23 protein-coding genes and 1 pseudogene are annotated in these 24,389 nt (G+C 62.4%); 17 read left to right on the top strand and 7 right to left on the bottom strand.

Features of this window, described 5'->3' with window-relative positions; all coding sequences use genetic code 11:
- Positions 1 to 134: 134 nt before the first annotated feature.
- From AQUI_RS0116980 to AQUI_RS0116965, 4 genes are all read left to right on the top strand, one after another.
- A complete protein-coding gene (locus tag AQUI_RS0116980; RefSeq protein ID WP_027258576.1) occupies positions 135 to 974 on the top strand; it encodes an AAA family ATPase in 840 nt (279 codons plus the stop codon).
- 187 nt (positions 975 to 1,161) lie between these two features.
- On the top strand, positions 1,162 to 2,532 hold the full coding sequence (locus AQUI_RS0116975; RefSeq protein ID WP_035920050.1) for a DUF2927 domain-containing protein: 1,371 nt from the start codon (positions 1,162 to 1,164) through the stop codon (positions 2,530 to 2,532).
- Between the two features lie 33 nt (positions 2,533 to 2,565).
- Positions 2,566 to 2,733 carry a hypothetical protein gene (locus AQUI_RS31280; protein WP_027258574.1) on the top strand — a complete coding sequence of 56 codons (168 nt, stop codon included), beginning with the start codon at positions 2,566 to 2,568 and terminating at the stop codon, positions 2,731 to 2,733.
- Positions 2,734 to 2,754: 21 nt separating this feature from the next.
- A complete protein-coding gene (locus AQUI_RS0116965; protein ID WP_027258573.1) occupies positions 2,755 to 3,939 on the top strand; it encodes a vWA domain-containing protein in 1,185 nt (394 codons plus the stop codon).
- A 185-nt stretch (positions 3,940 to 4,124) separates the two neighbouring features.
- On the opposite strand, the gene AQUI_RS0116960 is transcribed toward AQUI_RS0116965, so the two are convergent.
- Positions 4,125 to 4,493 carry a hypothetical protein gene (locus AQUI_RS0116960; protein ID WP_027258572.1) on the bottom strand — a complete coding sequence of 123 codons (369 nt, stop codon included), beginning with the start codon at positions 4,491 to 4,493 and terminating at the stop codon, positions 4,125 to 4,127.
- Between the two features lie 529 nt (positions 4,494 to 5,022).
- Here AQUI_RS0116960 and minC point away from each other — a divergent pair.
- The 6 genes and pseudogenes from minC to AQUI_RS28260 all read left to right on the top strand — a co-directional run bounded on the left by minC (position 5,023) and on the right by AQUI_RS28260 (position 10,429).
- Positions 5,023 to 5,787, top strand: coding sequence for a septum site-determining protein MinC (minC, locus tag AQUI_RS0116955; RefSeq protein WP_051372027.1), 765 nt, complete (start codon positions 5,023 to 5,025; stop codon positions 5,785 to 5,787).
- Between the two features lie 25 nt (positions 5,788 to 5,812).
- Entirely contained in the window at positions 5,813 to 6,661 is an 849-nt protein-coding gene (minD, locus tag AQUI_RS0116950; protein ID WP_035920049.1) for a septum site-determining protein MinD, read from the top strand.
- A 4-nt stretch (positions 6,662 to 6,665) separates the two neighbouring features.
- Positions 6,666 to 6,929: a cell division topological specificity factor MinE gene (gene minE / locus AQUI_RS0116945; RefSeq protein ID WP_027258569.1), complete on the top strand. Its 264-nt coding sequence runs from the start codon at positions 6,666 to 6,668 to the stop codon at positions 6,927 to 6,929.
- 141 nt (positions 6,930 to 7,070) lie between these two features.
- Positions 7,071 to 8,513: an HD-GYP domain-containing protein gene (locus tag AQUI_RS28265; RefSeq protein ID WP_051371923.1), complete on the top strand. Its 1,443-nt coding sequence runs from the start codon at positions 7,071 to 7,073 to the stop codon at positions 8,511 to 8,513.
- Between the two features lie 31 nt (positions 8,514 to 8,544).
- Positions 8,545 to 9,231: a M48 family metallopeptidase gene (locus AQUI_RS0116935; protein ID WP_027258568.1), complete on the top strand. Its 687-nt coding sequence runs from the start codon at positions 8,545 to 8,547 to the stop codon at positions 9,229 to 9,231.
- Positions 9,232 to 9,510: 279 nt separating this feature from the next.
- Positions 9,511 to 10,429: pseudogene (locus tag AQUI_RS28260) on the top strand (IS5 family transposase).
- Positions 10,430 to 10,545: 116 nt separating this feature from the next.
- On the opposite strand, the gene AQUI_RS0116925 reads toward AQUI_RS28260, so the two are convergent.
- The 5 genes from AQUI_RS0116925 to AQUI_RS0116900 form a co-directional block, all read right to left on the bottom strand.
- Positions 10,546 to 11,094, bottom strand: coding sequence for an RSP_2648 family PIN domain-containing protein (locus AQUI_RS0116925; protein ID WP_027258567.1), 549 nt, complete (start codon positions 11,092 to 11,094; stop codon positions 10,546 to 10,548).
- A 6-nt stretch (positions 11,095 to 11,100) separates the two neighbouring features.
- Positions 11,101 to 12,315, bottom strand: a complete 1,215-nt coding sequence (locus AQUI_RS0116920; RefSeq protein ID WP_027258566.1) for an RSP_2647 family RNA methyltransferase — start codon at positions 12,313 to 12,315, stop codon at positions 11,101 to 11,103.
- A gap of 83 nt (positions 12,316 to 12,398) precedes the next feature.
- Positions 12,399 to 13,067, bottom strand: a complete 669-nt coding sequence (locus AQUI_RS0116915) for a DUF6778 family protein (protein WP_027258565.1) — start codon at positions 13,065 to 13,067, stop codon at positions 12,399 to 12,401.
- Between the two features lie 173 nt (positions 13,068 to 13,240).
- Complete coding sequence (locus tag AQUI_RS0116905; RefSeq protein WP_027258564.1) at positions 13,241 to 13,510, bottom strand: hypothetical protein; 270 nt, start codon at positions 13,508 to 13,510, stop codon at positions 13,241 to 13,243.
- A complete protein-coding gene (locus tag AQUI_RS0116900) occupies positions 13,494 to 16,298 on the bottom strand; it encodes a bifunctional [glutamate--ammonia ligase]-adenylyl-L-tyrosine phosphorylase/[glutamate--ammonia-ligase] adenylyltransferase (protein ID WP_027258563.1) in 2,805 nt (934 codons plus the stop codon). The genes AQUI_RS0116905 and AQUI_RS0116900 overlap by 17 nt, the downstream gene beginning before the upstream one ends.
- Before the next feature lie 664 nt (positions 16,299 to 16,962).
- Here AQUI_RS0116900 and AQUI_RS0116895 point away from each other — a divergent pair.
- Genes AQUI_RS0116895 through AQUI_RS0116875 form a run of 5 tightly spaced genes read left to right on the top strand, consistent with a single transcriptional unit; the run spans position 16,963 to position 20,718 of the window.
- Entirely contained in the window at positions 16,963 to 18,738 is a 1,776-nt protein-coding gene (locus tag AQUI_RS0116895) for a phage tail tape measure protein (RefSeq protein WP_027258562.1), read from the top strand.
- On the top strand, positions 18,738 to 19,166 hold the full coding sequence (locus AQUI_RS0116890) for a phage tail protein (RefSeq protein WP_035920047.1): 429 nt from the start codon (positions 18,738 to 18,740) through the stop codon (positions 19,164 to 19,166). Before AQUI_RS0116895 ends, AQUI_RS0116890 begins: the two co-directional genes overlap by 1 nt.
- Positions 19,166 to 19,369 carry a tail protein X gene (locus tag AQUI_RS0116885; RefSeq protein ID WP_027258560.1) on the top strand — a complete coding sequence of 68 codons (204 nt, stop codon included), beginning with the start codon at positions 19,166 to 19,168 and terminating at the stop codon, positions 19,367 to 19,369. Before AQUI_RS0116890 ends, AQUI_RS0116885 begins: the two co-directional genes overlap by 1 nt.
- Positions 19,370 to 19,372: 3 nt before the next feature.
- On the top strand, positions 19,373 to 20,353 hold the full coding sequence (locus tag AQUI_RS30135; RefSeq protein ID WP_027258559.1) for a phage late control D family protein: 981 nt from the start codon (positions 19,373 to 19,375) through the stop codon (positions 20,351 to 20,353).
- Positions 20,350 to 20,718, top strand: a complete 369-nt coding sequence (locus tag AQUI_RS0116875) for a DUF1353 domain-containing protein (RefSeq protein WP_027258558.1) — start codon at positions 20,350 to 20,352, stop codon at positions 20,716 to 20,718. The genes AQUI_RS30135 and AQUI_RS0116875 overlap by 4 nt, the downstream gene beginning before the upstream one ends.
- Before the next feature lie 430 nt (positions 20,719 to 21,148).
- On the opposite strand, the gene AQUI_RS0116870 is transcribed toward AQUI_RS0116875, so the two are convergent.
- The gene (locus AQUI_RS0116870) at positions 21,149 to 22,354 is read right to left on the bottom strand and encodes a DUF5677 domain-containing protein (RefSeq protein ID WP_027258557.1); all 1,206 of its coding nucleotides are present in this window, start codon (positions 22,352 to 22,354) and stop codon (positions 21,149 to 21,151) included.
- A 605-nt stretch (positions 22,355 to 22,959) separates the two neighbouring features.
- Between AQUI_RS0116870 and AQUI_RS0116865 the strand changes: the two genes are divergently transcribed.
- Both AQUI_RS0116865 and AQUI_RS0116860 read left to right on the top strand, forming a co-directional pair.
- Positions 22,960 to 23,415: a DUF2852 domain-containing protein gene (locus AQUI_RS0116865; protein WP_027258556.1), complete on the top strand. Its 456-nt coding sequence runs from the start codon at positions 22,960 to 22,962 to the stop codon at positions 23,413 to 23,415.
- Positions 23,416 to 23,524: 109 nt separating this feature from the next.
- Entirely contained in the window at positions 23,525 to 23,956 is a 432-nt protein-coding gene (locus AQUI_RS0116860; protein WP_027258555.1) for an RDD family protein, read from the top strand.
- Positions 23,957 to 24,389 lie beyond the last annotated feature (433 nt).

Genomic DNA, 24,389 nt, shown 5'->3' with positions numbered 1-24,389 from the left:
TTTTGGCTCCCCCTCTGCCGCAGCGTTTATCCCCATCGGAAGGGAATGTCACTACACAATAGTGGCGCCGTTTGGTTAAAACCGTGATAACAACTTGGCGCCGCGGCACCGATCATGACTGGAACAGGAAAGATATGCAATTTCAGGGCACTAAAGAATATGTCGCAACAGATGACTTGAAAGTTGCGGTCAATGCGGCGGTGACGCTGGAGCGTCCGTTGCTGGTCAAGGGTGAGCCAGGCACCGGCAAAACCGAGCTGGCCAAGCAGGTGGCCGGGGCCTTGGGGCTGCGGATGATCGAGTGGAACGTGAAGTCCACCACCCGCGCCCAGCAGGGCCTGTATGAATATGATGCCGTCAGCCGCCTGCGCGACAGCCAGCTGGGCGACGCGCGTGTGAATGATGTGAAGAACTACATCAAAAAGGGCAAGCTGTGGGAAGCCTTTGAAGCCGGCGAAAAAGTCGTGCTGCTGATCGATGAGATCGACAAAGCCGATATCGAATTCCCCAACGACCTCTTGCAGGAACTCGACAAGATGGAGTTCCACGTCTACGAGACCGGCGAGACGGTCAAGGCGCGGCACCGCCCGATCATGATCATCACTTCCAACAATGAAAAAGAACTGCCCGACGCCTTTCTGCGGCGCTGTTTTTTCCACTACATCCGCTTTCCCGATGCGGAGACGATGAAGAAGATCGTCGAGGTGCATCATCCCGGCATCAAAGACAGCCTGCTGACCGCCGCGCTGACCCAGTTCTACGAAATCCGCGAGACGCAGGGCTTGAAGAAAAAGCCGTCGACCTCCGAGGTGATCGACTGGCTGAAACTGCTGCTGGCCGAGGATCTGTCGCCTGAGGACATCGCCCGTGACGGCGCCGATGCCCTGCCCAAACTGCATGGGGCGCTGTTGAAGAATGAGCAGGATGTGCATCTGTTCGAACGGCTGGCCTTTATGGCACGCGGGCGGCGCTGACAGAACAGCGGCAGGCGCTTTTCCCGGCGCCTGCCTGTTTCGCTTCAAATTGCTGCCGCATTCCCCTATCAGAGGAAACAGAGCCGGGCAGCACAGCCCGGGCTGATAGGAGACGCCCCGAGTGCCCGCTGACGCTGCCCCGGTTTCACACATCTCTGTCCAACACCCGCCCCGCAGGCCTGCCGGCTTGCGCGTGCTTCGGGGGGCGGCAGCCGGGCTTGCAGTGGCTGCGCTGGCCGCCTGTTCCGCTTCCGACAGGCAGGTCACAGCGCCGACCCGCGCCGCAGCCGCACCGGTTGCGCTGCCGCCTGTCAAGGTATTCACCGCCAGCCGCCCGCAGCCGCCGCAGCGCTCCAACGCCGATATTGCGCGGGATTTTCTGGATCTGCATTTCCGGCTGGAAGGCGGCAGCAGCCTGCCCCAGTTCACCCGGTTCGAGACTCCGATCACCCTGCGGGTGACCGGCACGCCCGCACCGGGTTTCAACCGCGATCTGAGCGCGCTGCTGGCCCGGCTGCAGACCGAGGCTGGGGTCCCGGTCCGCCGGGTGTCCAGCGGCGAAGCCAATATAACCATCCAGTCGGTTTCCCGCGCCGAGATCCGGCGGGCCTTGCCCAAGGCCGCCTGTTTCGTGGTGCCCAATGTCTCGTCGCTGCGTGAATACCGCCGCAACCGGCGCAGCCCGCGCACCAATTGGTCGCTGCTGCGCAGCCGCGAGAAGCTGGCGGTGTTCATCCCCAATGACGTCAGTCCGCAGGAAGTCCGCGATTGCCTGCACGAGGAGCTGGCGCAGGCAGTCGGGCCGCTGAATGATCTCTACCGGCTGCCGGATTCGATTTTCAATGACGACAATATCCACGCGGTGCTGACCGGGTTCGACATGCTGATCCTGCGCGCAACATACGCGCCTGAGCTGCGCACCGGCATGAGCCGGGCCGAGGTGGCCGCGCGGCTGCCTGCGGTGCTGGCGCGGCTGAACCCGCGCGGAGTGCGCACCGCGGCACAGTGGCTGCCGGAAACCCCGCGGGCCTGGGTTGCAGCCTATGAGCAGGCCTTGGGGCCGCAATCCTCGCTGCGGGACAGGCTGCGTGCTGCCAACAAGGCCGCGGCAATCGCCCGCGATCTGGGCTGGCAGGACCACCGCCGGGGCCTCAGCCATTACACATTGGGCCGGATGCTGCATGTCCGCGAACCCGAGCTGGCATTGCAGCATTTCCTGACCGCGCAGACCTACCTGCAGAACCAACCCGGCACCCGCATGCACCAGGCTAAGCTGGCGGTGCAGCTGGCAGCCTATGAGATTGCCGCGGGCAACGCGGGCGCCGCACTGGCGCGTCTGACACCCGCAGTGGCCGCTGCAGCACAGCATGAGAACGCAGCCCTTCTGTCGACCCTGCTGATGCTGCAGGCCGAAGCCCTGGAGCTGCAGGGCCGCATGGTGGAGGCGCGCCGGGTCAGGCTGGACAGCCTGGGATGGGCACGTTACGGGTTTGGCCCGGATTGGGTGGTCGAGGCCCGGCTGGAAGAGATTGCCGCGCTGCGCCCCTCGGCCCCTTGATCCTGCAACACGAGACAACAGACGGATAAGACCATGATCGTAATTGCCGGCTTGCTGCTGGGCGCCCTGATTGGCGCGATGAAGGCCCGCAAACGTGGCGGCAATACCCTGGACATGCTGCAATACGGGGCTGTCTATGCCATCGTATTTGGTATGCTTGGCCTGCTGGCAACCATCCTGACCCACCGGGTGCTGGCGTAACTGCTCAGCAAAGGCCCTGCTATGTTCCAGCCCTTCTTTGAAAACCTGCGCAAGGCGGCGATTCCGGTGTCTTTGCGCGAATACCTGACCTTTCTTGAGGGCATGAAGGCGGGGCTGGCGACCTACGATATCGAGGCCTTCTACTTCCTTGCCCGTGCGGCGATGGTTAAGGACGAGCGCAACATCGACAAATTCGACCGCGCCTTTGCTGCCACATTCAAAGGCCTGGAGGCCATTTCGGCGGAAGCCGTGATGGAGGCCGTCGATATCCCCGAAGACTGGCTGCGCAAGATGGCGGAAAAGCATCTGAGCGCAGAGGAGAAAGCCGAAATCGAAGCGCTTGGCGGCTTTGAGAAGCTGATGGAGACGCTGCAGGAGCGGCTGAAGGAGCAGCAGGGCCGCCATCAGGGCGGCAGCAAATGGATCGGCACCGCGGGCACCTCGCCCTTTGGCGCTTATGGCTATAATCCTGAGGGCGTGCGCATCGGCCAAAAGGAAAGCCGCCACCAGAGTGCGGTCAAGGTCTGGGACAAGCGCGAGTTCAAGAACCTGGATGGCGATGTCGAGCTGGGCACCCGCAACATCAAAGTGGCGCTGAAACGGCTGCGCCGCTGGGTGCGCCAGGGCGCCCATGAGGAGCTGGACCTGGATCACACCATCCGCTCCACCGCCGAGCATGGCTATCTGGACGTGAAAACCCGTCCCGAGCGGCACAATGCGGTGAAGGTCTTGCTGTTCCTGGACGTCGGCGGCTCGATGGATCCGCATATCAAGGTGGTGGAAGAGCTGTTCTCAGCCGCGCGGACCGAGTTCAAGCATCTGGAATATTATTACTTCCACAATTGCCTGTATGAAGGCGTGTGGCGCGACAACCGGCGGCGCTGGGGCGAGAAGACCCCGACCCATGAAGTGCTGCGCACCTACGGGCCGGACTACAAATGCATTTTTGTGGGCGACGCCTCGATGTCGCCCTATGAGATCGCCTATGCAGGTGGCGCCAATGAGCATTGGAACGAGGAAGCGGGCCAGGTCTGGCTGCAGCGCGCGCGGGAGCAGTGGGTCTCGAACCTCTGGATCAACCCTGTGCCGGAGAAGTATTGGCATTACACTCACTCCATCGGCATGGTCCGGGAGATCTTTGAAGACCGGATGGTGCCGATGACGCTGGACGGCCTGGAGCGCGGCATGCGGGAGCTGTCGCGCTAGACCTTTCAACTGAAAACCGGGGCAGCGTTGGAGAACAGCAGTTCTCCCGCGCCTGCAGGTGTGCCGGCTGGCGCCAGCCCCCTTGTCAGACTTGGGCATGGCATCCTGCCATGGCAGGATGCGCGCCGGCCCCAACCGGCAGGCAGGCATTTTCAATGCAGGCCAGGCGGGCGGGAGCCGCGCCTCTAGACGCCCCAAAGCCCCCAGCTGCCCAATGCGGCAACCGGCACAAAAAGCCAGCCCTGCGGCAAAAGGCCATAGCCCGCGCGGCGCAGCGGCGGCATCACAATGCCAATCCCTGCAGTGACCGCAGCCATGACGGTTCCCGCAAGTGCCATCTCAACCGAGCCGCGGGCGCCGAGGAACAGAAATAGCGCCATCAGGCCCAGGTATCCGGTCACCAGGTGCCAGCAGAACAGGGTGGTTTCGCGCACCACATCCGGCAGCTGCCGGTCCTGTGCCAGCGGCGCCGCGCATTCTCGGCCGCCGATGAAGGCATGAACAGCCATCCACAGCGCCGCCAGCGCTGACGCTGCAAGAATAGTCCACTGCATCGCAATTCTCCAATTCAATCCGCCAAACCAATATCACCGAGCAGTCCGGGCTCCGGACCCCGGTGCATTCAAATCATGCCCCGCCAGGGGATGCCATCGGCAATTCCGCCGCGGTTCCGGCCCCTGCCCCAAGGCCTGCTCTGCGATGGCCGGATACTGCTTGCAGCGTTGTCTTTGCGCCCGGAGGGCAGCCGGTTCCGCCAGTTTGCTGCAACAGCCGCATGTTTCGGACCGTGGTGTTTCCGGATCAAGCTGCGGCAACGATTGCCTACGTGCAGCTTCGCACCCCGAAGAACACGCATTCAGTCACGCATTGACCTGCGAACCAAGCCCTGCCTGCTGGCGCGGCAATCTCTTTTTTCGCAACCACAGGCAGTCTTCCCGCGAAATTCCGCCGCCGGAAACAGCATCCGGCGCAACTCCGCCGAAGCGATTCCGGGCCAGTTGAACGGCCCATCCCGCAGCCGCTATCCATATGCAAAAGAACAAGCGGCAAAACAAGGCCGCAATCCCCGAGCAGGAGCCTCGCGTGAGCGTGCCGCATCAAAATATCCCTCCCCGTGGCGCCCCCCCCGCCGCAGCTATAAAGCCGTTTCAGATCCGCGGCCGGTATTTCACCGCCGTGGCGCTGCGCCCGGAAGACGGGCCGCTGGATCAGGCATTTTACGCCGCCTTGGACGCGCAGCTGCGCTGGAGTCCGCATTTCTTTGACGGCGCGCCGCTGATCCTGGATCTGGCCCAGGCGCCCGGGCTGACCCGCCCGGCAGAATTGCAGGCGCTGACCGACTGCCTGCGCAGCCGCGGCCTGGCGGTGTTCGGGGTGCAGAATGCTTCGCCCTTGCAGACCGCCGCCGCCGAGGACGCCGGGCTGATCACCATCGCCAGCGGCAAGGATGCGCCGCTGAACACCGACGGCCCGGCGCGGCCCGGTACCCGGCGGGAACTGCCCAAGAAATTGCGTCCGCCGCAGAACCGGCTGATCACCCGGCCGGTGCGGTCCGGCCAGACCGTGGTGGCCGAAGGCGGCGATCTGGTGGTGGTCGGGCCGGTCAGTTCCGGCGCTGAGCTGATTGCGCGCGGCAGCATCCATGTTTATGGCCGCCTGCGGGGCCGCGCCATGGCAGGTGCCGAAGGCGACGAGGATGCGCGGATCTTTTGCCACAGCCTGGACGCCGAACTGCTGGCTGTCGCCGGGCTGTACAGAACAAGTGAGAATTTGGAGCCGGAGCTGTTGAACCATCCGGTGCAGGTGTTTCTGCAAGACGGGCGGCTCTGTGTGGAGACCCTGGGATGAGCGCAGGGATAAGGAAGGCGGAACGATGAGCAAGGACCTGAAACTGGAAGAGCCGCTGGGCAAGGTGATTGTGGTCACCTCGGGCAAGGGCGGCGTTGGCAAGACCACCACATCCGCTGCCGTCGGCGCCGAGCTGGCGCGGCGCGGCCACAAAACGGTGGTGATCGATTTCGACGTCGGATTGCGCAACCTGGACATGATCATGGGCTGCGAGCGCCGGGTGGTGTTCGACTTCATCAACGTCATTCAGGGCGACGCCAAGCTGAAGCAGGCGTTGATCCGCGACCGGCGGCTGGAGACGCTGTCGGTGCTGCCCACCTCGCAGACCCGCGACAAGGATGCGCTTACCAAGGATGGCGTCCAGAAGGTGCTGGAAGAGCTGCGTCAGGAGTTCGACTATATCATCTGCGACAGCCCTGCGGGCATTGAGCGCGGCGCCCAGATGGCAATGCATTTTGCCGATGAGGCGATTGTGGTGACAAACCCCGAAGTGTCCTCGGTGCGCGACAGCGACCGGGTGCTGGGCCTGTTGAACAGCATCACCGACCGGGCGGGCAAGGCCGGTGCGGAGCCGGTCAAGGCGCATGTGCTGATTACCCGTCACGACAAGTCACGCATCAGCAACGGTGAAATGATGAAGGTGGAGGATGTGCTGGAGGTTCTGGCAGAGCCGCTCTTGGGGATCATCCCTGAAAGCAAGGCTGTGCTGCGGGCCTCCAATCTCGGCGTGCCGGTGGTGCTGGATGACCCTTCCGCGGCGGCCACCGCCTATGAGGACGCGGTGGGTCGGCTGATCGGAGAGCAGATTGAAATGCGGATTGCCGCGGACCGGCGCCCGGGCCTGCTGCAGCGGCTGTTCGGACGGGCGGTGTAACGGGATGTTCGGTTTCTCCCTCCGCCCCCGCAAAGCCTCGGCCAGCACTGCAAAGGAACGGCTGCAGATCCTGCTGGCGCATGAGCGCAGCGGCAGCGGCGGCGCCCGCCCCGATTGCCTGCCGCAATTGCAACGCGAGATCCTGGAAGTGATCCGCCGCCATATGCAGATCGGCGACGAGGCGATCGACATCCGCATGGAACGCGGCGATGAGCTGTCGAGCCTGGAGATCAACATCGAGTTTCCCGGCAAGCTGGGCATGAACTGATCCGCGCTCCGGCGCGGCACATGTTCCGGCGGTTTTACTAAATTCCGGCGCAGTTTCCCCGACCCGCCCGCGCCGGGGTAAGGGCAGGTTAAGCCTGCCCGTGGTGTCATGGGCCTTCCGCATCTTTCGCGCAGAAGGCCCATGACCATCTTAGATCCGAACTCGCACCATACCCCTGGCGCACCCCAGGAAACCTTGCAGCTAGGGGAGCTTCTTGGCGCGCTCAGCCATGCACTGGACATGACCGAAGGCCAGCCCAAGGGGCATTGCCTGCGCTGCTGCTGGATCGGCATGCAGGTGGCAGCAGAGCTGGGGATGGCGCCGCAGGCGCGCTCCGACCTCTATTTCACTTTGCTGATGAAGGATCTGGGCTGCAGTTCCAATGCCGCCCGCATCTGCCAGCTGTACAAGACCGACGACCTCTCCTTTAAGCGCAATTTCAAAACGGTGAACGGCCTGCGCCAGGGGCTGGGCTTTCTATGGCGCAACACTGCGGGCGGCGCCGCGGTCTGGACCCGGCTGAAGACCCTGAAACAGGTGCTGGCAAAGACCAGCGGCATTGCCGCAGAGCTGATCGACACCCGCTGCAACCGGGGCGCGGCAATTGCCCGGCAGATGCGGTTTTCCGAAGCTGTGGCCGAGGGCATCGCCTGCCTGGATGAGCATTGGGATGGCGGCGGCCTGCCGAAGGGCCTGACAGGCGATTCAATCCCGCTGTTTTCGCGGATTGCGCTGATGGCGCAGGTGGTAGATGTCTTTGCCGCCGAGCGGGGGATTGAGGGCGCCGCAGCTGAGCTGGAGCGGCGCGCGGGCACATGGTTCGATCCGGAGCTGGTGCCGGTCTTCACCTCGGTGATCCGCCGTCCGCGCTTTTTGCCGGACCTGCGGGATCCCGGGCTGGAAGCAGAAGTGCTTGCCACCCCGCAGGCCCGGCACATTCACCCGGTGGATGAGGATTACCTGGATAAAATCAGCGAAGCGTTCTCATTGGTGATCGACGCCAAGAGTCCCTTTACCCACGGCCATTCCCGGCGGGTTGCGCGCTATACCGCAATGATCTGCGATCAGCTGGGCTATACCCCGGCGCGACGGCGCTGGATGGTGCGGGGGGCGCTGCTGCACGACATTGGCAAGCTGGGGATCCCGAACGCCATTCTCGACAAGCCGGGCAAGATGACCGAGGCGGAAACTGCCAGGATGAAACAGCATCCAGTGCTGGGCCATCAGGTGCTGAGCCGGATTTTCGCTTTCCGCGAGCTGGCGGATGTGAGCGCTGCCCATCACGAGCGGCTGGATGGCAAAGGGTACCCATTCGGTCTGGACGCCGGGCAGCTGAGCCAAGAGATGCGGATTTTGGCGGTGGCCGATATCTTTGACGCGCTGACCGCAGACCGCCCCTATCGCGCAGCACTGCCGCTGGATGAGACCTATGCAATCATGGACAAGCTGTCGGGATCTGGAATTGATCCGGACTGCTATGCCGCGCTGCAGGATGCGGTTACTGCCAGCGGCTGGCCCTCGGGCCAGGAGAGGCTGCTGCAGGACAGCGGATGGGTGGCAACGGATCCTGCAGAAACCGCTTGAGCCTGACAGGGTCAGCCCCCATATCTGAAGCATGCTGCGCCTATTGCCCATTCTGCTGGCCGTCGCCTATGGCCTTGTGATGTACCGGATTTCGATCTGGCGCACCCACCGTGAGCTGGACCAGCGTTCGACCGAACTGGCAGACGCGCGGCTGAAAGGGCTGACCGACCGGCTGGCGGCGGCGCTGAATGTGGCCCGCATCCCGGTGCATATCTATGAGGTCGATCCGGTCAACGGGCTGGCAGCCCCGGACGGGCGGATTTTCATCACCCGCGGGTTCTACCGCAAGTATCAGAGCGGCGAAGTCAGCGCCGAGGAGATGGCATCGGTGATTGCCCACGAGCTGGGCCATGTGGCGCTGGGGCATGCGAAGAAGCGGATGATCGATTTCTCCGGCCAGAACGCCCTGCGCACAGCGCTGATGATGATTCTCGGCCGCTACATCCCCTTTATCGGTCCGTGGATTGCCGGGGTGCTGACCGGTCTGATCGCAGCGCGGCTGTCGCGCGGCGATGAGTATGAGGCGGATGAATATGCCGCCGCCTTGCTGACCAAGGCGGGGATCGGGTTGGCGCCGCAGAAAAGCCTGTTCACCAAGTTGGAGGAGCTGACCCAGGCCCGTGCGGGCATGGCGCCGGCCTGGCTGATGAGCCACCCCAAGACCGAAGAACGCATCGCTGCGCTGGAGCGGCTGGAAGCGAAATGGGCCAAGGGATAAGACGGCTGAAGGCATCAGGGGCCTGCTGGGGGGATCGGAATTAATTGGAATGGTGAGCACGGGGTAGATTTGAACGAGGCCTGCGGGTGCGCCAAGGAAGCCCTGTGTTTACTGGAAAACCAGATTTGGCGCTCAATCCTGCACTTCGGGCGACGAGGGGCCTTGTTGCACAAATCGAGTGGGGGATTCACTGCGTGAACCCTGTATGATAGCTGGGAGGCATGAGCAGTTGCCCCCACGAGATACAAGACCACGAACTGGTCGTCGTACAATAAAAGTCTGAAGCAGCGCGAAAACTTGTCGATCTGGTTTGATCCGGAGATGATTTGGACGCCGCCGCCGACTGGCAAGCGCGGTCGCCGCTGCCAATTCAGCGACGCCGCGATCCAAACCTGTCTGACCCTGAAAGTTCTGTTCGGCATGCCGCTGAGGCAGACGACCGGGTTCGTACAGAGCCTTCTGAGGCTGGCCGGTCTGGACTGGACTGGGCCGTGCCGGACTTCAGTATCCTGTGTCGCTGCCAGCGGAAACTGAAGGTGGCTATCCCGTACCGTGGCGGCGCAGGCCCGCTGAACCTGCTGATCCCCTTTTCGGGCATTGCTGTGCAATACCCTGCCGGGCAGTGGACAGCACCGGTATCAAGGCCAAGGGGGAAGGCGAGTGGAATACCCGCAAGCACGGTGGTCCCAAGCGGCGCATCTGGCGCAAGATACACATTGGCATCGACGAGGAAACGCTGGAAGTCCGGGCCGTCGAAGTTACTGGCAGCAACATCGGCGATGCAGCCATCCAGCCTGATCTCCTGGACCAGATCCCGGCTGAAGAACCGATTGGTTCCGTGACCGCTGACGGGGCCTGTGACACCCGGAAGTGCCACGAGGTGATCGCTGCTCGAAACGCCGTTGCCGTCATCCCGCCTCGCAAGAATGCCAGACCCTGGAAACAGACGAGCCCCGGTGCCGCTGCCCGCAACGAAAGTCTGCGAGCTTCGAAATACCTGGGCCGCGCCCTCTGGCGGCGATGGAGCGGCTATCACCGCCGGAGCCGTGTCGAGGCAAAGATGAACTGCATCAAGCTGCTCGGCCAGTCCCTCATGGCTCGCGACTTCGACCGCCAGGTCGCAGGCTTGCAGGTTCGTATCGCCGTGCTGAACGGCTACACCGCCCTTGGCATACCCATCACAGTGGCCATGGAGTAAATCCGTCCGGGGGAAGGGAAAATGCACTCGGGGCTCGATTTGTGCAACAACGCCGCGCGCCCCAGTCAAAAAATTTTCGGGCCGGTCCACTGCCCCTCATACTCCCCGGAGTATTTTCACAAAGAAGAAGACAAGGCCTTGGCAAGCCGCGGCAGGCGGGCTTTCTTCAGCAACGGGCGGATCTCCCAGCTGCCGCCGGAGAGGCGATTGGCCTCGGCCAGCACCTGGGCGCCGAGGGCCTCCATACCGGAGTTATCCTGCAGCCAGAACCGGTAGAGGAGTTCGTCCGCTCCGAGACGCTCCAGGCCTTCCTCTGCCAGGGTGTGGCGGGGGAAGTCCTTGTTGTTGAGGGTGACAATAGCGTCGGCGTGGCCGGTGATGGCGGCAGCCATAACATGGATGTCGGCGCTGTCGGGCAGCCACAGGCGGGATTCAACACCCGGTGATGCGGGCACTTCGGCCTTGGGCCAATTGGCGCGGATCAGGGTGATCTCGGCCTTGGCCTGCGCGGCGCCTTCAACCCCGAGCTTCAGCGCTGCGCGTTCCCATTCGCCCAGGATGCGGGCCGACCAGAGCGGGGTGAAATGCCCCAGCCTGGCCGCGCCCAGCAGCATTTCCCGCATCACGGTCGGGTAAAGCACGCAAGTGTCCAGGAGCAGCTTCATCCCGTGTCAGTCCAGCCGGAAGAACACGGCCTTAAGGTAACCGCTTTCGGCCAGCTGCGGCAGCTGCGGGTGGTCAGGGCCGGCATACCCGGTGTGGATCAGCGTGCTGCGGCGGCCGGATCTGCCGATACCGCGGGCCGAGGCGTTGCGGAATTTCGCGAGATCCGCCGCGTGCGAGCAGGAGCACAGGCCGAGATAACCGCCGGGTTTGACCAGCGGTGCCGCCAGTTTAGCAATGCGTTCATAGGCGCGCAGACCCGCCTCCAGCGCCTGTTTCGAGGGCGCAAAGGCGGGCGGGTCGCAAATAACGACGTCGAAGCTTTCGCCCTCTTCGCCAAGGGCGGCCAGCACCTCGAAGGCATCGCCCTGGCGGGCGGCGAACCGGTCGTTATGGCCATCGGCTGCGGCGCCTTGGACGGCGAGTTCCAAGGCGGCGGCAGAGCCGTCAACGCAGGTGGCGTGCCCTGCCCCGCCTGCAAGCATCGCCAGGCCGAAGCCGCCCACATGGGAGAACACATCCAGCACCTTGGCGCCCGGCCCGGTGAGGCGGGCGGCGAAGGCATGGTTTTCACGCTGATCGAAGAAAAGCCCGGTTTTCTGGCCGCCAGTCAGGTCGGCCATATAGGTGGCGCCGTTCATTTGCACCGGCACAGGTGCGGCGGGGGTTTCGCCCAGCAGGGTCTGGTTCACATCGTCGAGACCTTCCAGCGCGCGGGTGCGGCCGGCGGCGTTTTTCAAGATCACCTCTGTGCCGGTCACCTCTGCCAGGGCGGCGGTGAGCGCGTCCAGATGCGCCTCGGCCCAGGCGGCGTTGGGCTGAACCACGCAGGCGGTGCCGAAACGGTCGATGACCACGCCGGGCAGCCCGTCGGATTCGGCATGCACCAGCCGGTAGAAGGGCGCGTCATACAAGCGTTCGCGCATGTCCAGCGCTCGGGACAGGCGGGCGGCGAACCAGGCCTGATCAATCACCGCCTCCGGGTCGCGGTCAAGCATCCGGGCGATGATCTTGCTTTCCGGATTGACCGCAGCCAGCCCCAGCGGGCGCTGCGCCTCGTCTTCCAGCACCGCGAGGGTGCCGGGCGCCAGCTTGCGGGTGCGGCGGTCGGTGACCAGTTCATTGGCATAAACCCAAGGAAACCCGTGCCGGATGGCGCGGGCGTTGGATTTGGGTTTCATTTTCACGCGGGGGCGCTGAAGCGCATCTGAGGAGGCTGTCATGGGGTCCTCATAGCCTTAAGCCCGGAACAGGAAAAGGGGCCGCATGGCCCCTTCCCGCAGAACGTCGCCGCAGCGGGCTGGCTTTACTGCAGGGCCTGCAGCAGTCCCAGACGCGGGTTCTGGTAGCTGCCGGGTTTGGTCAGCTCCTGGCGGACCACATTTGCCAGATGGCCGGTGATGCGCACTTTCTGGGTCTGGCCGCGCGACATGGCTTCCAGGGCGCGGGCGCCGCCAAAGGCCTTGAGGTCGGCATCAACCGTTTTTTCCGGGCGCAGCAGGGCGCCGGTGGCCGGATCGGTGAGGCGCATCTTGAAGGTGATCGCGTGAATGCCGCCGGTGGTGTAGCGGGCCTTTTGGGTCAGGGCGTGGAAACGCTGCAACTCGATATGCAAGTCGGCCTCGATCGCGCCGCCCATGCCAGTGCTGCCCGCCTCGATGGCGCGCTGCACGATTTTTTGCACCTGGGCGTGGCGGTCGCCGTAAGGATCCTCGCGCCAGACAATATCGCCCTTGGGCAGATAACTGTTGGCCTCGGAAACGGTGAGGCTGCGCGGCACATCGACGGTGACGCTGCTGACCCGCAGGGCCGGCACCGGATCCACCTGCGGCAAGGATTCATAACCGTCGGGCACGTTCACCGCCGCGTCGGGCACCGGCTCGAACGGCAAGTTGCGCGATGGCACGTCCACCGAGGCGCAGGCGGAAACCATCAGCCCAAGGGAGACGAATGCGAGGCTGCGGAAGATGTTCATGACTCTGCTCCTTACCGTTTTCAAGCCGCCGGATCAGGGACCAGCAGGCGGGTTCAAGAGCAGGATGAGGGTCAATCAGGGCAGAATTGGGACAAATTAAGTCCAATTTAGCGAAAAATTAACGAATGTTTATGGCCGGGTAACTATTGCCCCGGCCCGCACAGATGCTGTCCTCACCGCTCGCGCGAGCGCCAGCCGCCGCGGCGGCGCGGTGTGGCGCTGCCTTCCAGCCCGTCGCGCAGCACTGCAGTCATCGGGTGGTCCGGATTGGCATTGCCGTACATGACCAGCAGCGCGCCGATGTCTTCCCGGCTGTCGCGGGCCGCATCCATGCCCAATGCCCAGTCAAAGAAAATGCTGCGGCATTGCGCGTCCGTGATGCCGTCGATCCGGTAGGATTCGTAGATCAGACCGCGCGGGTCCTGTTCAGTGCTGCCCTTCATCCGCCTGTCCCCTTTCCAAGGCCTCTGCAATCAGCGCCGCACAGCGTGCGTAACGGGTCTGCAGCTCCTGCTCCAGCGCATCCAGCCGGGCGTATCCGGTGGAGCGGCAGAGGAACTGCGCACCGCCCTCCCCGACCGTCTCCGCCGCGATGGCCTTGCCGGAAAGCAGCCGCGCGGCACTTTGCACCGACCAGAATAGCCGGTAACTGGCGGTCAGGTATTCTGCATCCGCGTCATTCAGCCATCCGGCAGCGACAGCGCCCTGCAGGCCGGAGGCCACATCACGCGCCACCGAATCGGAGGTGAGCGCCCCGGCCTGTGACATCAGCTCGATATCCATCATCCGTCCGGCGCCGTTTTTGGCATCCCAAAGGCCCGACGGCGTCTTAGCGGCGGCCAGCCGCACGCGCATTTCGGACACCTCCTGCAGCACCTTTGCCAAGTCCCGCGGCTTTGCCAGGAAAGCGGTGCGGAAGGTCTCGATTTCCGCCGTCAGGCCGGCGTCGCCCGCCACCGTGCGGGCCCGGGTCAGCGCCAGATGCTCCCACACCCAGGCCTCGTTCTGCTGGTAATTGGTAAAACCGGTCAGGCTGACCGCCACCGGCCCCTGGTTACCCGAAGGCCGCAGGCGCATGTCGACTTCATAAAGTTTGCCCTGGGCCATCGGGGCCGACAGCGCGGTGACAAAGGCCTGTGTCAACCTGGCGAAATAGGGCCGTGTGGCCAGCGGGCGCTTGCCCTCGGACATGTCCGCATCGCCCGGATCGTAGATCACGATCATATCAAGGTCGGACTGGGAGTTGATCTGGCCCGCCCCCAACGATCCCATTGCCAGAACTGCCGCGCCGCGCCCCGGCGGGGGGCCGTGCTTGCGGGAAAACTGCGCCACCACCTCCGGTGCGATGCCGGCAATCACAACCTCGGCCAATTCAGCGTATTGGACACCGGCCTGATGACCGTCGATCAGCCCGCGCAGGTGGTGCACGCCGATGCGGAAGTGCCATTCCTTGCACCAGCGGCGGGTGGCATCCAGCCGGGCCTCGTAATCGCGTTCCTGTGCCAGCCGGGTTTGCAGTTCCGCCCGCAGCAGGTCCGCCCCCGGCCAGGGATCAAAGAAGGAGCCGCCGATCACCGCGTCAAACACCCCGGAATTGCGGGACAGGAAACTGGCAAGCCCGCGCGAGGTGCCGGCGATATCCACCAGCAGATCGATCAGCTGCGGATTGGCGCCGAACAGCGAGAACAGCTGCACCCCAGCCGGCAGCCCGGCCAGGAAACCGTCCAGCGCCACCAGGGTTTCGGCCGGTTTGGCGGTCTTGGCGACGCGCAACAGCAACTCCGGCTTCAGCCGTTCGAATATCCGCGCCCCACGGGAGGAGCGCAGCGCCGGATAGGTCGGCCATCGGGCGATAATGGCACCATCCAGCTCGGCGGTGCCCTCGGGTACCGCGTCTGCGGCGGGCTTACCGCCGGGAGAAAAGAACCCCTCTGTCAGCTCATGCACCTCGGTCAGCCGGTCCCTGATTTCCGCCGCGAGGTCCAACGGATTGCGGTCCATCAGGCAGGCGATCCGGGCAATGCCGTCCTCGGACTTGGGCATCTGGTGGGTCTGGGCGTCATGCACCATCTGGATGCGGTGCTCGACCTCGCGGTGGGCGCGGTAGTGGGCCGAGAGGGTTTCAGCGGTGTCCAGAGGCACCCAGCCCTTGTCCGCAAGTGCCGCCAGCCCTTCTACGGTGCCGCGCAGGCGCAGGCTCTCGTCGCGCCCGCCGGCGATCAGCTGGCGAGTCTGAGTGAAGAACTCGATCTCGCGAATGCCGCCGCGGCCCAGCTTCATGTCGTGGCCGGGCACATGCAGGGCGCCGCCGGTGCCCTTGCTCTCGCGGATGCGCAGGCGGATGTCATGGGCGTCTTGGATGGCAGCAAAGTCCAGGTGCCGCCGCCAGACAAAGGGGCGCAGGGTGTTCAGGAACCGCTCCCCCGCCGCGATGTCGCCGGCACAGGGGCGCGCCTTGATATAGGCGGCGCGCTCCCAGGTGCGGCCCAGGCTTTCGTAGTAGCGCTCTGCCGCTTCCATCGCCAGGCAGACCGGAGTGACCGCCGGGTCCGGGCGCAGCCGCAGGTCGGTGCGGAACACATAGCCGTCACCGGTGCGGTCGCTGAGGGCGGCGCACATGTTCTTGGTTGCGCGCACCATGCCCTGGCGCGCCTCAAAGAAGTCATCCGGGTCGAACCGGGTTTCATCGAACAGGCAAATCAGGTCGATATCGGAGCTGTAGTTCAGCTCATGCGCGCCCATCTTGCCCATCGCCAGAATGGAAAGCCCGCCTGCAGATTCCACATCATCCTCAGTCAGGCCCGGCAGTTTCTTGCGGCGGACCAGCGTGGCGATTTCCGCCTTGATGGCCACATCCGCACAAAGCGCCCCGAAATCCGTCAGCGCTCCGGTCACCTGTTCCAGGCTCCAGCCGCCGCTGAGGTCGCAAAGCGCGGTCAGCAGCGCCAGCCGCCGTTTGGCCTGGCGCAGGCCCGGTTTCAACCCGCTGCCTTCCAGCACCCGGCAGTCCGCAAAGACCGCCGCCAGCGCGGCGTCAGGATCTTGCAGCGCCTGCGGAAGCCAGCCGGCCTCGCGCGCGGTCAGCTCCTTGAGATACGGGCTGGAGCCGCAGGCGCCTGCCACCAGTTCCGCAAACGCGCCAGACAGTTCCGGCACCAGGCTGCGCGCCTCGGCGCCGAGGCCGGGATCAAAAGGACGGGGAATGCGGGAGATATTCAGGGCTGTGGTCATGCGCCGAGACTGTTCCCGCCGCAGCGGCGCGTCAATGGCCGAATTGCCGCGACCCCGCACAGGTTCACCTAAGGTCAGGAAAACCTGAATGGATAGGCCGATGAAGTTAAGGTATCGTTAACGCACGGTTATGCTCCGGTTTCCGGGGCCATTTCGATGTAAAGAGTATCTTGTTATCAGGGGATGCCGGGCTGCGCTGGAAGCACCTCAGCCTGCTTGGGACATTGCGTATTTTGCAATGCCGTCACCCGCCCGGCTTGTGGAACGGGAGCATGACCGTGCGATCCTCCGCCCAAAATCAGGCCTTTGTGCTGCCTGCCTGAAGGGAAATGACGCCGCTGCAGCCGCAGTGAGCAGCCCGGCCGGGCGCGAATTTGAAAGCCCTCCCCCCGCGTCCGAAGGCACACGCGCGGCTGTCGGCAATGCGACCTTCCTGCCAGAACCTTTAACGGCTGAGGCTGTGCGGAAACTCCCTGCCTGGCGTGGCAACCCGGTTGTGTCGAGCCTGATCACGATTGCTGAGAAAACCCGCGCCGTGGTTCTGCAGGACGGCCCCAACACACCGAAACCGACGCCAAACTGGACCGGCAGAATTACGGCTCCGAGCGTCTGTTCATCATTGACCCCGGCGTGACCGCCTTCGACCCGGTTTCTGCAACGAATGATGGAAGAGAAATACAGCCGCCAGGCCGCAACCACCTTTGTGCAGCGCCAGCGCCTGCTGGAGTTTGCCAAAGGGCTGGCCGTTGTGGTTGGCTCCACCCTGCTGCCGCAGCTCAACGAGCTGATGGAAAGCCTGATGCCAGTCATTGCCGCAGTTACGGAATGGTCAGCCGCGCATCCGGAATTGATCAATGGAATGATGAAAGCCGCGCTGGCGCTGTTCACCTTCAAGCTGGCCTCCATCGCCCTGCGCTGGACGCTGTTTTCCATCCTGCCGCCGTTCCTGCATATCATCCGGGCCGGAAGCTGGCTTCTGGCGCTGGCGCCGCAGCTTGCGCGCGGGCTGCTGGCCCTTCTGAACCCGCTGAAGCTGGTCCGGGCCGCCCTGATTGCCATCCGTTTTGCCTTCCTGGCCACCGGCATTGGCGCGCTGATTGCAGGCGTGGCGATGGGCGGCGTCTGGATCTACAACAACTGGTCCGGCCTGCAGGCTTTCTTCACCGGCTTCTGGTCCTCGTTCCGCGCCTCCCTTGGCCCGGCCGCGCCGATGCTGGACGGGATTGTGGACGCGGTGAAGCGGCTCTGGGGCTGGTTCGGCAACCTCATTGGTCCGCTGGATGCAACCCGCGATGAATGGACGGCCTGGGGCAACGGCGCGGGTCAGGCTCTGGGCGGCTTTGTCGGCAAGCTCAGCCAGTGGACAGGCATCAACGGCCAGGTGCTTGGCTCCATCGCTGCACTCTATGCCGGGTTTGCCGCCCTGAAATACATCTGGTGGCTGCCCATGACGCCTATCATCGGCGCGGGCAAGCTGCTGGCCTGGGTGGCCAAAGGCCCTATCAAATGGCTGCTGTCCGGCGTGAGCCTCTTGGCCAAGGGATTTGTGCGCCTGGGCGTCCTGGCTATGGCGAACCCGATTGGCCTTATCATCGCATCTGTCGCGGGGCTGGCCTATGCCGTCTATGACAACTGGGACAAGATCACCGGGGCCATCACCGAAAAAGTGGACCTGGTCCGCGCTGCCTTTGATGAGGGCATAATCAAGGGCGTGTTCAAGCTGCTGGCCGAGTTCAACCCCTTCACCCTGGCGGTAGAGGGCGCCATCGGCCTTGTCGCCTATGTGATGGAGCTGCTGGGCGTTCCGGATCAGATCATCGCCAAGTTCAAAGAGTTCAGCCTGTTCGCAACCGGCGTCACCTTCATGAAATCCCTATGGGACGGAATGGCGTCCATTGTGGACCAGCTGGTGACCTTCATCACCAACAAGCTGAAGGACTTGAAGCCGCAATGGCTGACAGACCTGCAGAACTGGGCCAGCGGCGGCGGTGGCCCGGCCACTCCGGCGGCACGGGCACACCCGCTGTCCGGCTCTGTCGCCCCGCGCGTGCAGGGCAACCGGGACAGCGGCGGACCTGTGCTGCCAGGCCTGTCCTATCTGATCGGCGAACGGCGGGAACCGGAGGTGTTTGTCCCGAAGGTGCCGGGCAGCATCCTGCCCGCCCGTGCCCTTAAAGCGGCGATGGCGGCCACCGCCCTGGCGGCACCTGCAGCCGCCCTGCCCGGCAAGGCGGAGATCGCACAGCGCATTGACCCGCGCCCGGCTCTGGCGGCGCAGGCCCCCGCCCCGCAGATCACCCGGCAAGGCGACACGGTCAGCGTCAATATCTATCCGCAGCCCGGCCAGGACGGCGAGGCAATCGCACGGGAAGTCATGCGCCAGCTCAAACGCAGAGACAGCGACCGCCGCGCGGATCTGCATGACGGATTGGATTACTGATGCAGCTTGGTTTGGTCATGATGGCGCTGGGGGTGTTCCGTTTTGGAATGTCCGGCGGCTCCTATCAGCAGTTTTCCCGCACCGCCGGCTACCGCTGGCAGAAGGTGGACCGGATCGGCCGCGCCCCGGCCCTGCAGTACACTGGCCCGGATGCCGAAGACCTCACCCTTGAAGGGGTGATTTACCCCCATTTCAAGGGCGGTTTAAGGCAGGTTGAACTGATGCGGCTGCAGGCCAAAACCGGCTTGCCGATGATGATGGTGGACGGGCTGGGCTGGGTCTGGGACCGCTGGACGATCACCCGCGTGGAAGAGCGCAAAAGCCTCTTTCTGGCGGACGGCGCCCCCCGCAAGATTGAGTTCACCATGAACCTGAAATCCTACGGCCAGGACAATGGTGTTCTGTCCTCATTCTTCGGGGGCTTGTGATGACCACGTACCGTACCAGCGAAGGCGACATGGTGGATGAGATCTGCAAGGACCACTACGGCCGCGAAGACATGGCCGTCGCGGTCTATGAGGCAAATCCGGGTCTTGCCCAGCTTGGCCCCATTCTTCCCAAGGGCCTTGAAATCACCTTGCCCGCTGCGCAGCCCGCAACCGTGCGCAAGCCCGTGCGGCTCTGGGGCTGAGCCATGAAAATCGCCTTCCGGATCATCGCAGACGGCGCCGACGTCACCGGTAATTTCGCCGACCGGCTCATTGGCCTGACCGTGGTCGATGAGGCAGGCAGCAAGTCAGACCGCGCCGAGATCCAGGTGGATGACCGCGACTATGCCGTCGCCCTGCCCGCGACCGGCGCCAAGCTGGAAATTGCCCTCGGCTTCACCAATGACCTGGTCGAACTCGGCCAGTTCACCGTCGATGAGATCAGCGGTGAGCTGGCGCCCGATACAATGACGATCGGGGCCAAGGCGGCTGATATGCTGGGCGGCATCCGGGCCAAGAAAACCCGCTCCTGGCACAAAGTGACTGTTGCGGATCTTGTCGGCAAAATCGCAGGGGAGCACGGGCTGAAAGCCGTCATCAGCGACAGCCTGAAGGCCCATTCTTACGCCTATCTTGCCCAGACCAGCGAAAGCGATTTGAACTTCCTCACCCGCCTGGCCAACGACCTGGACGCGGTTGCCAAGCCTGCAGGCGGTGCCCTGGTCTTTGCCAAGCGCGGCGAGAACAAAGGCGCTGACGGCGCCGATCTGCCCGTCTTTGACGTTCACAGGACCCAGATTGCATCCGGCGACTGGCAGATCAACGGGCGCGGCAAATACGGCTGCGTCATTGTTGAATGGACCGACCTGGGCACCGCCAAGGTGCAGACCTGCAAAGCCGGCGACAAAGACCCGAAGCTGAAACTGCGCCACCGCTACCCATCGCAGGAAGAAGCGCAGCGCGCGGCCGACGCCGCTCTGGAACGCACTGGCCGGGCCAGCGGCACCGTCAATGTCCGCTTGGGCGGGTTCTGGGGTGATCTGATGGCCGAAGCCAAGGTCAACCTGACCGGCATCAAGCCCGAGCTGGAAGGCGAATGGCTGATTACCAGCGTCACCCACACGCTGGCGGGTACATTGACGACAAGTTTCCAAGCAGAACGCGATAATGAGAAGGCCAATTCATGAGCAAACTGCCAGACACAAGCTGGGCCAAGAAAGGCGGCAGCCGCGACTACATCACCACCCGGCCGCTGTCCTGGGACATAGGAAAGAAGAACAGCGGCTGGGTGCTGACCATCCCGGCCGGGCGCGAGTTTGAAAGCTCTGTCCCCCGCCCCCTGCGCTGGGTGTTCTCGCCTGATGATCCCTTCTTCCTCAAGTCGGCCGTGATCCACGACACGCTGCTAGAGGAAGGGTTCCGCCGGGCCTTTGCCGACAGCCAGTGGTTTGAGGCCGCCCTAAGTGTCCATGCGCCGGGGCTGCGCACCTGGCTCGCGTACTCAGGGATGCGGGCGCGGCGGTTCTGGAAGTGGGTGTTTCTGTCGGCATAGTGACACGGGCTGACATTTTGAGCCCATAGCAGTCTTTCATATCGTCCCTGGATGATGCAGGCGCAAAAGCTAGCTCCAGCCCAAAGCGGACCTCCGGCCTACTGCATGGCCGTGACGGGTTCGCATGCAGGTAGGGCGGAGAGCAAGCTCTTGCTGCGCAGGTGACTATCGACAGCTTTGTGTAGGGAACATCCTTTGCAAAGTTGCGCGTCGTCGAAGCCCTTCGTAACGTGACCCGCCCCAACCGCGCGTTCAAGCCAGGCTCGTCGAATGACCCCTACCGCTACCGGCCCGGACAGATTGTTAGCTTGAAGACTTGAAATACTTCACTCTGAAGGCGGCTAAGCGGCCATTTCTACACCTGAAAAATTCAGGAGATTCTAAACATGGAGATGAATCGATCGAGTATGGTTCGCCTTGTCAAAAACACTTAGAGAGTGTCATCACGCGTTTTGATTGCGATATCATTCATTTCATTAGATAACTCCAAAATAACCCTTGAATGGACTGTTCGATCGAAGTTTGGCGTTACCGATAGATACGTGTTAGTGATCTGTGCGAGGGAAATTGCTGTCATCATTAGTGGGTCCGCAAACCCGGAGTTGCTCGCACCAACTAATGTAATATGGTTTTTCGTCTCTGACATACCCAACAGTTTATCATTAGGCACAAAGTCTGCGTGCGTATGCCTTGAGGCCCATTTGTACCGAGGCCTCCAGTGTTCCATCCCAACATGCCGCTCCATATCAGCGTAATTCCGATGCGCCAAGTTTATGGCAGGCCATTCACCATTCTTGTCTCGATCAATCTTCCTATCAAGTTGTTTTTCCGCTTCCGCACAATGGCTGTCAAAGGTCCGGAGCATTTCATCTGAAAACGGCTCCATCCGAGCGCGCTCGGCATGCTCATTCAGTTGATGAGCCGCTCGACGTGCAGAAAAGTGAACGCTCAACATATAGTTAAGCGCGGGTTCTTTGCCCTCTTCTAGAATATACATGGCCGATACTGTAAGTTCGTGTAAGGATCGCCATCTAGCCAAAGCGCCATCAGGGTAACCACCCTTCAAAAGACAAATGATCTCCCGAGTCACGATAAGCGCCTTCGGGAATATTTCGGAAATCGCAGCCATAACGATGTGTGTGTCTTCTAGGTTCTTTGAATCGAAATCTTTTGAATGCGCTTCGCCCAACTCTTGGGCGATGTGCCACATCATTTCAAGATGATCGAAAGCCGACTTCCAGCGTTTGAAGGTACGACTTTCAAACCCCTTGGCCTCATTTCGAACTTTATGTAACGTTTTTTCAGCGGTCTGGCGGTAGCTTCGCAAGCTGTTATTCACGCAATCATCTATTGATTTTTGTATTATCTTTGGCAAACTCTCTTCTAGAAAATCGTTCATTTTCTTATGGGTTTCTTCGCTATCTTGATCTGTGAATTCAATGATTACCTCTTCCTCTGAGCCATCATCCCATTCGTGCTCCCCATCCCCTCCAGAAAGAATATGTTCCACGATTGCGTCAATCGTCGTCTTGTCCTTAATTCCTTTTTCTGCGAGCTTACTTGTTAATGTAAAACGCAGGAAGTTGTGCGGGATTTTCTCAATCTCCGTCTCAAGCATCCTCATCATTCTGTCCATTGACTGGCTCCTTAGTACCTGACTAACAACTTCTGTATAGCGTCCTTGAAAACGGTGTAGCAGAGGTCTCTTGGTGCGTACCAACATGTTTTGAAAACTCCGCTTTCTGCGCAAAGCCGCCGCTCTCGAGCGCCCATGCTGCGCGAGCAGCGAAAGGCGCCTCGAAGCCGTCAAAACCCGTAAAGCCCCCCTTCAAACACCCTTTAAAACCCTCTGCCGCCCGGCGTTTTTTACGGTTTGGGCGGCGGATTGCCGGGTATTGCAACGGAAAGTGTCCCGTACTGCAACGGGAAGTGTCCCAAAATCGCGGCGTCAAATCGCGGAACCGGCGCAGATCCGGGCTGGCTAAACCCCGGTTTCAGGCTTAAAAATCAGGGAAATTGCAAAAATGAGTTGCTGCAACGGGAAGTGTCCCGCACTGCAATGCGAAGTGTCCCGCTACAACGAGTTGCTGCAACGGGAAGTGTCCCGCACTGCAACGCGAAGTGTCCCGCTACAGCGTGAATGTAAAATAGCTTTACATTCCCCTTGAACCCAGGCCGTCGGCATCCGATATGCCATAATGTGAAAGAGGTTTACATTCACCGATAACCTGGAGGACCCCGATGACGAGTTTCACCCCTACCGCCCCCCATGCACCCGTGCAGGGCTGGTTTTCCCGCAGCGAAGCCTGGCTGGACAGCAAGGGCAAAGGCGCCTGGATCGCCGCCATGGTCTTGGGCTTCGTGTTCTTCTGGCCAGTGGGCCTGGCCCTTCTCTTCTACATGATCTGGAGCAAACGCATGTTCAGCAAATCCTCCTGCCGCCACCGCAAATCCTGGGCGCGCCACGGATATTCCGCAATGCAGCCCTCGGGCAACAGTGCCTTTGATGCCTACAAGGCAGACACGCTGAACCGCCTGGAGCAGGAGCAGCACGACTTTGACGCCTTCCTGCAGCGCCTGCGCGAAGCCAAGGACAAAGCCGAATTTGACGAGTTCATGGATGAGCGCGCGCAAGCCGCCGCCCGCGGCGATGATCCGGAAGATGAAGCCGGCAACGGCGGCCCCAAGAGCCACTGATCTGCCCGGCCCGCGAAGGCTCAGGCTGCCCCGCCCCTGCCCGGGCGGGGAAACTGTCCGGCCCATCTCCACTCCCTCGTAGCTCCTGCAGCGCAAAGGACTTCCGCATATGACCGCCCTGCCCGACCCCGACTACCAGGCAGAATTTTATACATCCGTGCCCGCCAAACGGCTGATCGCCTGGATCATCGACAGCATTCTGATCTTTGCGATCAGCGCCGCCGCAGTGGTGCTGACGGCCTTCACCGGCCTGCTGATCTGGCCGCTTTTGTATCTGGCTGCAGGATTTGCCTACCGGACTGCGACCATCGCTAATGGCTCCGCTACCTGGGGTATGCGCTTTGCCGGCATTGAGCTGCGCGACGGTTCCGGCCAGCGGTTCGACAGCGGATTGGCTGCGCTGCACACCGCAGGTTACTCGCTGTCGCTGGCGCTGCCGGTCTTGCAGGTGATCTCGGTCATCCTGATGCTGACTTCCTCGCGCGGCCAAGGCCTGACTGACCATTTCCTCGGCACTGCAATGCTGAACCGGCGGGCGTAACAGCCTCCCCTGTTCCCAAACATGGCGCAAGGCTTGCAAATGCAGCCTTGCGTCCCTCCAGAAGTATCAGTTCTTAAAAAGCATACACCCGAGCACCTGCCTGCCCCGCTCCCAAGTCTTCAATATCCCAGGCGTTCTCATGCACAAACATCCAAGCCGCTTTCAATGAGCAAATTGAACAACAGCATATTGGAAACCTGTTCGTGAGGCATAGCCGGCAAACCGAACTTCCAGAATCGCTACGAGGCGTGCCAATAGGGCAAAAAAGGAAAGCCGGCTGACGCAGAAAGATCAGGCACGCCCGGATGCGGGCTTAAGCGTGCACCGGTGCCGCAATCTGCGCGAGTGCTCTTGCCGAAGCTTTCAGCGGCGCAATTCCTGACAGATGTTGAACAATCGGGGCCGTCTACCCGCCTTCCAACGCAAGAACCGT

This window comes from Leisingera aquimarina DSM 24565 (genome assembly GCF_000473165.1).
Taxonomy (GTDB): Bacteria; Pseudomonadota; Alphaproteobacteria; order Rhodobacterales; family Rhodobacteraceae; genus Leisingera; species Leisingera aquimarina.
Note: the sequence above shows the minus strand (reverse complement) of the source record. Positions and strands in the feature narration are given on the sequence as shown.

What these genes read in the sequence shown, in the direction of transcription:
- AQUI_RS0116885 (WP_027258560.1), top strand. Translation starts at nt 19,166, where the DNA reads ATGACCACGTACCGTACCAGCGAAGGCGACATGGTGGATGAGATCTGC.
- AQUI_RS0116965 (WP_027258573.1), top strand. Translation starts at nt 2,755, where the DNA reads ATGTTCCAGCCCTTCTTTGAAAACCTGCGCAAGGCGGCGATTCCGGTG.
- AQUI_RS0116870 (WP_027258557.1), bottom strand. Translation starts at nt 22,354, where the DNA reads ATGGACAGAATGATGAGGATGCTTGAGACGGAGATTGAGAAAATCCCG.
- AQUI_RS0116895 (WP_027258562.1), top strand. Translation starts at nt 16,963, where the DNA reads ATGGAAGAGAAATACAGCCGCCAGGCCGCAACCACCTTTGTGCAGCGC.
- minE (WP_027258569.1), top strand. Translation starts at nt 6,666, where the DNA reads ATGTTCGGTTTCTCCCTCCGCCCCCGCAAAGCCTCGGCCAGCACTGCA.
- AQUI_RS0116960 (WP_027258572.1), bottom strand. Translation starts at nt 4,493, where the DNA reads ATGCAGTGGACTATTCTTGCAGCGTCAGCGCTGGCGGCGCTGTGGATG.
- AQUI_RS0116905 (WP_027258564.1), bottom strand. Translation starts at nt 13,510, where the DNA reads ATGAAGGGCAGCACTGAACAGGACCCGCGCGGTCTGATCTACGAATCC.
- AQUI_RS28265 (WP_051371923.1), top strand. Translation starts at nt 7,071, where the DNA reads ATGACCATCTTAGATCCGAACTCGCACCATACCCCTGGCGCACCCCAG.
- AQUI_RS31280 (WP_027258574.1), top strand. Translation starts at nt 2,566, where the DNA reads ATGATCGTAATTGCCGGCTTGCTGCTGGGCGCCCTGATTGGCGCGATG.
- AQUI_RS30135 (WP_027258559.1), top strand. Translation starts at nt 19,373, where the DNA reads ATGAAAATCGCCTTCCGGATCATCGCAGACGGCGCCGACGTCACCGGT.
- AQUI_RS0116935 (WP_027258568.1), top strand. Translation starts at nt 8,545, where the DNA reads ATGCTGCGCCTATTGCCCATTCTGCTGGCCGTCGCCTATGGCCTTGTG.
- AQUI_RS0116890 (WP_035920047.1), top strand. Translation starts at nt 18,738, where the DNA reads ATGCAGCTTGGTTTGGTCATGATGGCGCTGGGGGTGTTCCGTTTTGGA.
- minD (WP_035920049.1), top strand. Translation starts at nt 5,813, where the DNA reads ATGAGCAAGGACCTGAAACTGGAAGAGCCGCTGGGCAAGGTGATTGTG.
- AQUI_RS0116925 (WP_027258567.1), bottom strand. Translation starts at nt 11,094, where the DNA reads ATGAAGCTGCTCCTGGACACTTGCGTGCTTTACCCGACCGTGATGCGG.
- AQUI_RS0116900 (WP_027258563.1), bottom strand. Translation starts at nt 16,298, where the DNA reads ATGACCACAGCCCTGAATATCTCCCGCATTCCCCGTCCTTTTGATCCC.
- AQUI_RS0116860 (WP_027258555.1), top strand. Translation starts at nt 23,525, where the DNA reads ATGACCGCCCTGCCCGACCCCGACTACCAGGCAGAATTTTATACATCC.
- AQUI_RS0116865 (WP_027258556.1), top strand. Translation starts at nt 22,960, where the DNA reads ATGACGAGTTTCACCCCTACCGCCCCCCATGCACCCGTGCAGGGCTGG.
- AQUI_RS0116915 (WP_027258565.1), bottom strand. Translation starts at nt 13,067, where the DNA reads ATGAACATCTTCCGCAGCCTCGCATTCGTCTCCCTTGGGCTGATGGTT.
- AQUI_RS0116875 (WP_027258558.1), top strand. Translation starts at nt 20,350, where the DNA reads ATGAGCAAACTGCCAGACACAAGCTGGGCCAAGAAAGGCGGCAGCCGC.
- AQUI_RS0116980 (WP_027258576.1), top strand. Translation starts at nt 135, where the DNA reads ATGCAATTTCAGGGCACTAAAGAATATGTCGCAACAGATGACTTGAAA.
- AQUI_RS0116920 (WP_027258566.1), bottom strand. Translation starts at nt 12,315, where the DNA reads ATGACAGCCTCCTCAGATGCGCTTCAGCGCCCCCGCGTGAAAATGAAA.